8 protein-coding genes are annotated in these 7,542 nt (G+C 54.8%); all 8 read left to right on the plus strand.

Features of this window, described 5'->3' with window-relative positions; all coding sequences use genetic code 11:
- Nucleotides 1-245 precede the first annotated feature (245 nt).
- The 8 genes from M8006_RS17170 to M8006_RS17205 all read left to right on the plus strand — a co-directional run bounded on the left by M8006_RS17170 (nucleotide 246) and on the right by M8006_RS17205 (nucleotide 7,451).
- Nucleotides 246-1,268 (plus strand): LacI family DNA-binding transcriptional regulator, encoded by a 1,023-nt coding sequence (locus tag M8006_RS17170; protein ID WP_250084358.1) that lies wholly within the window; start codon nucleotides 246-248, stop codon nucleotides 1,266-1,268.
- A 21-nt stretch (nucleotides 1,269-1,289) separates the two neighbouring features.
- Nucleotides 1,290-2,102, plus strand: a complete 813-nt coding sequence (locus M8006_RS17175; protein ID WP_250084360.1) for a sugar phosphate isomerase/epimerase family protein — start codon at nucleotides 1,290-1,292, stop codon at nucleotides 2,100-2,102.
- A gap of 28 nt (nucleotides 2,103-2,130) precedes the next feature.
- Entirely contained in the window at nucleotides 2,131-3,105 is a 975-nt protein-coding gene (locus M8006_RS17180) for a sugar kinase (protein ID WP_250084362.1), read from the plus strand.
- Nucleotides 3,106-3,115: 10 nt separating this feature from the next.
- Nucleotides 3,116-4,105 (plus strand): 2-hydroxyacid dehydrogenase, encoded by a 990-nt coding sequence (locus M8006_RS17185; protein WP_250084365.1) that lies wholly within the window; start codon nucleotides 3,116-3,118, stop codon nucleotides 4,103-4,105.
- Nucleotides 4,106-4,197: 92 nt separating this feature from the next.
- The gene (locus M8006_RS17190; protein ID WP_250084367.1) at nucleotides 4,198-5,286 is read left to right on the plus strand and encodes a LacI family DNA-binding transcriptional regulator; all 1,089 of its coding nucleotides are present in this window, start codon (nucleotides 4,198-4,200) and stop codon (nucleotides 5,284-5,286) included.
- 62 nt (nucleotides 5,287-5,348) lie between these two features.
- A complete protein-coding gene (locus M8006_RS17195) occupies nucleotides 5,349-6,356 on the plus strand; it encodes a TRAP transporter substrate-binding protein (RefSeq protein WP_250084369.1) in 1,008 nt (335 codons plus the stop codon).
- 49 nt (nucleotides 6,357-6,405) lie between these two features.
- Nucleotides 6,406-7,026, plus strand: a complete 621-nt coding sequence (locus tag M8006_RS17200; RefSeq protein ID WP_250084371.1) for a TRAP transporter small permease — start codon at nucleotides 6,406-6,408, stop codon at nucleotides 7,024-7,026.
- Nucleotides 7,023-7,451: a TRAP transporter large permease subunit gene (locus M8006_RS17205; RefSeq protein WP_250084372.1), complete on the plus strand. Its 429-nt coding sequence runs from the start codon at nucleotides 7,023-7,025 to the stop codon at nucleotides 7,449-7,451. Before M8006_RS17200 ends, M8006_RS17205 begins: the two co-directional genes overlap by 4 nt.
- Nucleotides 7,452-7,542: the final 91 nt, after the last annotated feature.

Here is a 7,542-nt window from a genome sequence, read left to right on the forward strand (position 1 = left end):
ACCAGGACGTTACGCTTTCACCCATAGTGGATGGCCTCTTGGAATCGTGTTCTTGCCGGAACGTATTGATTACCTTAGAGATTACCATCCACTATTTTTGTTTTCAGGCCTGCCTAGTGAATAACCCAGGATAAATGTATCAGCACTTTTCGCCGCCATCGTATGAGCACCATTCAAATAATACGAATTTGCCTTGCTAGCGCCATGAAACTATTATGGGAACGGTTCCATGGATAGAGACAAATATGACAATAACAACTCATCAGCGCACAACGATCCTTGAGGTCGCGCGAGAAGCCAAAGCTTCCAAGACCAGCGTTTCTCGCTACTTTAGCGGCGAACGTGAACGACTTTCTCCGTGCATGCAGACGCGCATTGCTGCCGCTGCTCAGCGCTTAGGCTATCGACCTAACCGGATGGCCAGCGGTCTAAAACGAGGGCGCTCGAAACTCATTGGGATGTTAGTTGCTGACATTCGTAACCCATTCTCAATAGCGGTGATGTACGGCGTGGAACAGGCCTGCCGCGAGCGTGGTCTGTCATTGATGGTCTGCAATACTGACAATGACCCAGCTCAGGAACGTGAGCACCTTTCTTTACTCGCCTCTTACCAAATAGAAGGCTTGGTAATCAATGCTGTTGGAAGTCTGGACCAGGAACTACAGACACTGGTCCAACAAGGCATTCCTCTAGTCCTCCTTGAAAGAGAGCTGAGCGAAGTAGAGGCCGAAGTTGTGGGCCTCGACAACGCTCGTGCGATCGATTTAGCCCTAGACCACTTACAGGACAGGGGTTATGGCGAATTACTCTATCTAAGTGAACCGCCGGGTTTAGCCAGTCCACGACAGGCGCGGTTAACTCGCTTCCAGCAGGGCGTTGCCGCACGCAACCTGACCGGTGAAACTCATTGCCAGCCACTCAGTGAGCCCGAAACACTACAAAATGCTATCAGCAACTTCATCGCACGCCCTGGCACCTCTCCCAAAGCGCTGCTCTGTGCCAATGGCAATGCCACCCTGGCTGCCACCCGTGCACTACAAGCCCACGGCGCCCCACTCGGCGATATTGGCCTGATAGGTATCGACGAACTCGACTGGTGTGAGCTCGTCAGCCCCGGCATTACCACTTTAGCCCAGCCCACCGAGGCGATCGGCCGGGCAGCAGTCGAGTGTCTAATGCGTCGACGTGAGGCTGGTGATCGGACAACACCATCGCGCCAAGTGCACTTTCAGGCCATTCTGATCCCGCGCGGCTCCACGCGCCGTTAATCAACCCATTCAGGAACCCTCATGTCCATCCTACCCTCATGCTCTCAAATGGTATCGTTCCCATTACTATTGCCTGATGATTCAAATGCATCCGCAACACTGGTTGCCATTTCTGCCTATGACCAAAGCGTCGTCTCCGCACGCGGCTATAGCACGATACTGTCATGGCTTAACTTAGCCGGTGCCGATGGAGTGGAGATCCGTCGTGAATTATTACCTGTAGGATTCGAAGACTTCATCGGCCTAGGACGGACCTGCGCCGACCTCGACCTAGCAGTCATTTACTCCGCACCTGAAAGGCTCTGGGAAGTCGATCGGTTCGCTGAAAATCTTGATAAACAGATAGTTGAGGCTGCCGACCTGGGCGCAGTCGCTATCAAAGTCCCCATGGGCCACTACCCCGGTGAGAATCAGGTCGACTGGGTAGCATTGAGCCAATGCCTAACGGCTGCCCCTCCATTACTGATAGAAAACGACCAAACCCCCGAGGGCGGCACCCTAGAGCCCCTGGCTGCCTGTTTGGAGGACGCTTTGTCTGCGGGATGTCCACTAGGTATGACCTTTGATATCGGAAACTGGCTATGGACTGGTACCGATCCGTTGAAGGCAGCGCGACGCCTAGGCCCCTTCGTACGCTACTTACACTGCAAGGGCGTTATGTCCGGTCATGAACTTCTTAAAGCTAGCATACCCGATGAGCAAGAGCTCTCTGCCTTGCGTTCACTGCTGACCTATTTACCAGCCCAACTGCCGCGAGCTATCGAATATCCATTAAAGGGCGAGAACTTGGCGGCTATTACTGCTGAACAACTCGCACGACTGCGCCACTTATAATTTTACCAACCAAACAAAGGAGGCTGCCATGCCCCCACTTTCCCCTTCTCCCGAGATCATTGCCTTTGGCGAGGCCATGACAATGTTCGTCGCCGAGGAAGCCGGCGCGCTTGGCCACGTAGAGCATTTTCAACGCCGCATTGCCGGGGCAGACACCAACGTGGCTATCGGCTTAGCTCGCTTAGGGTTTCATGTCGGCTGGCTAAGTCGAGTCGGCGACGATAGTTTTGGCTCCTTTATTCGCCGTGCCTTAGAAGCTGAGGGGCTTGACTGTCGACATCTGCGAACCGATGCCGAACACCCCACCGGCCTAGTGTTCAAGGAACTTGCCCAGGGCGGTGCCGACCCTTACGTGGAATACTATCGCCGAGGAAGTGCCGCCAGCCACCTAGCACCAACGGACGCTGATGGCATTGACTTCTCATCTTTACGCCATGTTCATGCCACCGGCATCCCCCCGGCACTTTCAGCAAGTTCTCGCGAACTCACAGAAGCCATGCTTGATCGGGCTCGAAACGCTGGGGCGAGTCTCTCTTTCGACCCCAACCTTCGCCCTAGTCTATGGCGCAGCAAAACCGAAATGCGCGAAGTGCTCAACTCTTTGGCAGCCCGCACTCACTGGGTGCTTCCTGGTCTAGCTGAGGGCCGATTGCTAACCGGCCACGACAGCCCTGAGGCAATTGCCGACTTTTATCTGGAGCGCGGGGCCCAGGCTGTAATCGTTAAGCTGGGGCCCGAGGGCAGCTACTATCGGGGTAGCCTGGGGGGCAACCAGGTCGACTTCACAATGCCTGGTGTACCGGTGACCAAGGTTGTCGACACTGTAGGCGCTGGAGATGGTTTTGCAGTGGGTATCATCAGCGCCTTGCTTGAAGGTCTTTCACCTCGTGAAGCTGTACAGCGAGGCAACCTTATAGGCGCCCTGGCGGTGCAGGTACGTGGCGATATGGAAGGGCTACCCGATCGCACCCACCTGGATCAGCTGTCATCCACACTGAAATAAGGAATTTAACATGAAGAAACGTATCCTTGCTTACGGCCGCCTGAGCGAAGCCCAGCTAACTCAGCTTTCCAACGAGTTTGAGGTACAGCAGTTTCATGGTCTTGCCTCAGCAGACACCCCTGAGTTCCGCGCCGCCCTGACCGAAGCCCATGGCCTGATCGGCTCAAGCGTGACTATCCCCGCGGAGCTACTGAAAGAAGCCCCAAACTTGGAGGCCATTGCTAGCATCTCGGTGGGCTTTGATAACTATCCAGTTGAAGAACTAACCCAGCACGGCATTCTGCTATGCAACACTCCTGACGTGCTCACAGAGACCACCGCTGATACCGGTTTCGCGCTGATCATGGCAACTGCCCGCAGAGTGGTAGAACTCGCCGATTTCGTCAGACGTGGCGACTGGCTTAAAAGCATCGGCCCAGAGCACTTTGGCAATGATGTTAACGGTAAGACCCTAGGCTTAGTGGGGTTTGGCCGCATCGGTGCAGCCGTAGCCCGACGCGGAGCTTTAGGTTTTGGTATGCAAGTACGCTACGCCATGGCCTCACCCAAGCCAGCTCTCGAATCTGAGCTGGGTGCCAAGCGCCGTACACTTGACGAACTACTCGCCGAATCCGACTTCGTATGCGTTACCGTTCCACTCTCCGCTGCTACCCATCACTTAATCGGCGCTCATGAATTCACCTGCATGAAGTCTTCGGCAGTTCTGATCAATATAGCCCGTGGCCCAGTAGTGGACGAGGCGGCACTGATTGAGGCGTTGAAGGCAGGCCGCATCCGCGCTGCTGGCCTTGATGTCTACAACAAGGAGCCTCTATCACAGGCGTCACCGCTACCTCACATGGCAAATGTAGTGGCCCTACCACACATCGGTTCAGCAACCCACGAGACACGCAATGCTATGGCGCAACGGGCAGTAGATAACCTGATTCTGGCACTGTCCGGCAATCGCCCTATCAGCTTGGTCAATGAAGAAGCCTGGGAGTCGCGCCAAGGTGTTTGATTGGGCATTGTTAGACTAAAGACGATTGGTACATAAGCACTATATAAGCTAACTTTTAGATCAATCTAAAAACAACCCATGCCGGAGATCCAATGAGCCAGGACGTGACTCGCCAAGATCAGCGCGGTAACACTAGCGTGACGCTGAAGGACATCGCCATTCATGCTGGAGTATCCCGCTCGACAGTGTCACTGGTACTGCGCGAGAGCCCGTTGGTCGCCGAGCGAACCCGGTTAAAGGTGCAGCGCTCAATCAAAGCACTGGGCTACGTCTACAACCGCGGTGCAGCCACGCTACGCGGCAGCCGCACGTCGACTTTAGGGGTGGTCGTCTACGATATTGCCAACCCTTTCTTCGGTGCTATGGTGGCGGGGATTGACGCCGCCCTGAATCGCGAGGGCTACGTCTCTTTCCTGGCCAACAGTGAGGACTCTCCAGCGCGTCAGCAGCGCTTTTTGGAGCGTATGCGCGAACACAGCGTTGACGGCATCTTACTGTGCCCAGCGGAGGGTACCGACCCAACATTGATCGATACTATCGACAACTGGGGCATGGCTTGTGTGCAGGTACTCCGACACGTAGCCGAGCCCCCTTTCGACTATGCTAGCGCCAACTTTCATCAAGGGGTATGCCAGGCCATGGATCACCTTGTAGGCCTGGGACATCGTCGAATCGCCTTCCTTGGCGGCCATAGTGAGCACTCGGCGACCCGTGAGCGCTGGCAAGGCTACAAGGCATCCTTGGAACATCACCAGCTTACTTACCAGCGCTCATTGCGCTCCACCGTGACTCGTTGCGATGGCATTGTCATGATTGAGCAGCTAATGACTGAATCGCCGGCGCCTACAGCAGTGATCTGCCATAACGACTTAGTGGCCTTTGGCGCTATGCTCGGCCTTAAGCGCCTAGGGTTGATACCAGGCGTCGACTGCGCGGTGATCGGCACCGACGACGTTGAAGAAGCCAGCCTGAGTGACCCGGCGCTGACAAGTATCGCCACCCATCCTTACGCAATCGGCGAGGAAGCTGCACGTTTAGCGCTAAGGCGCATCGCCAACCCTGAGGGTACACGGGAGCAAGTCGTACTATCACCTCGGCTACAGATCCGTAACTCTTGTGGAGCCGCCAGGCCCACCTCAAACGTAACATTGTCCAACCATGCTGCCGGGGATCACGGCTAACGCCCTATCCCACGCCAGCCAATCAACGCCGCCCTGGGCGGTGACAACAATAAGGTGTCATTATGAACAAAAAATGGATCGATCTAAATTATACCCCTTCTCCTAGACTGCTGGGCGCCGCCCTGCTGGTCACCGCCGCCCTCGGATTCGCTGGCACAGCCCAAGCCTTAGAGCTTCGCTTCGGCCATGGCGGCACCGAAGACACCGCTTACCAACTGGGTGCGGAACGCTTCAAAGAGCTGCTTACCGAAGCCAGCGATGGTGCGATAGGCGTCCAAATCATGGGTAACTCAGTGCTCGGCCATGAGACTGAAATGTTTGAACAACAGATGGTAGGTGCTCTTGATGTGTCGATCATTAACCCTGGCCTGATCACTGACTTTTCACCCACCGCCAATGTTTTCTCGATTCCTTTCTTATATCGCGACGAGGAACACTGGTCTCAGGTGCTTGACGGCGAGGTGGGCCGCGCGATTGCTGACCAGATCAGTGCTGAGACCGACGTACGCGTATTGGCATTTTATGGGGGCGGAAAGCGGCAGATCGTTAGTACCGAGCCGCTAGAAAATCTTAGTGACCTCGAAGGCTTAAAGATTCGCACCAACCCCACACAACCGCTGATCACCGCTTGGAAAGCGCTGGGAGCCAATCCTACCGTCATGCAATGGAGTGAAATCTACACGGGGCTACAACTTGGGGCGATTGACGGGCTACTCAATGAAGCAGAGTGGATTCACCGTATGCGTTTTCACGAAGTCGCCCCGCATATCGGGCTTTCAGAGCACGATATTACAGTACGACTGTTAACCCTATCTCAGGCGACCTGGGATCGCCTCGATGAGTTCCAACAAGAACAGGTTATGAAGGCCGCCATCGAATCCGCTAACTTCGCTCGCAACGTGCAACTCGAACAAGACGCCGAGGCGCTAAAACTGCTGGTTGAAGAGGGTGCCACTCTGCACGATATGGATCGCGAGACCATGATGAAAACCGTCGCGGAACCGCTCAAGAGCGTGATCGCCGACATGGGTTTGACCAAGTTCCACCAGATGATCGTCAACGCGGAATAACCCACGCAGCGCCGGCCCTCCGGCGCTGCGCCTGCCATAGGTAATCGCCATGCCCCGACTACTCGCTGCGTTGGCACAGCTCAACCGAATCCTTGAGCGCGTGCTCAATTGGTCACTGCTGCTACTCATACTAGGCTTCATTCTGTTGGTCATTTACCAGGTAATCAGCCGAAATCTGGCCTTCATTCCAAGCATCTATTGGACCGAAGAGTTCAGTCGCTTTGCGTTTCAATGGATGGTCATGCTGGGCGCTGCAGTAGGCGTGCTTCATGCAGACCACTTTGTGCTTGAAGCTTTCCCTCGTGGCTCACGGGCTGATATCGCCACCCGAGTGATACGCGATCTGGCTTGTTTGGCTATCGGTATTATCTTCGTCTACCACGGACACGAATTCGCTCTATCTGGGTTACGTCGTAATGCCACGGCCTCAGGGCTATCCATGATCTACGTCTACTCAACCTTCATGGTTAGTGGTGTATTCATACTGCTGTTCAGTCTACAGCGCTTACTGCATACCCTGCTCCACGGCCTGGATGCAATGGAGATGTCGCTTAACACACCGAGCGAGATAGAGGCACTGGAGGTCAGTGCACCTGACCAGAGCATAGAAAGCCTCCACTTGCACCCAAAGAGTAAGGGACAACCTGGACAGGGAGATCCCCACCTATGATGCCTATCGACTGGATATTTATTCTTCCATGGCTACTGTTTGCTCTGCTCGCCGTACTCATCGTCGTGGGGGTACCCATCGCAATGGCGCTGATCCTTACCTCATTCAGCCTGATCTTCCTTGATCCGCGCCTGACTACCTGGGTGCTCTTCCAGCGCATGTACAGTGGAATGGACTCCTTCGTACTACTAGCCGTACCGCTCTTTCTACTGGCCGGTAATCTAATGAACGCAGCACGTATCACTGATCGCTTGATCACGTTATGCATGCTGCTAGTGGGTCACTTTAAAGGTGCCCTGGCCCACGTCAATGTCATGGTCAGCATGCTATTCGCTGGCGTTTCAGGCTCTTCTACCGCCGATAGTGCCGGCGTGGGTACAGTGCTCATTCTGAAGTGGTTGAATAGATGTGACCACCCCAGTTAAGGAATAATGCCCTGAAACTGGAGATGGATCATGACCACACGAAAGCAGTACTCGAAAGAATTTAAACTGGATGCGATTAGCCTAGTGCTGG

This window comes from Halomonas llamarensis, from assembly GCF_023555005.1.
GTDB classification, from domain to species: Bacteria; Pseudomonadota; Gammaproteobacteria; order Pseudomonadales; family Halomonadaceae; genus Vreelandella; species Vreelandella llamarensis.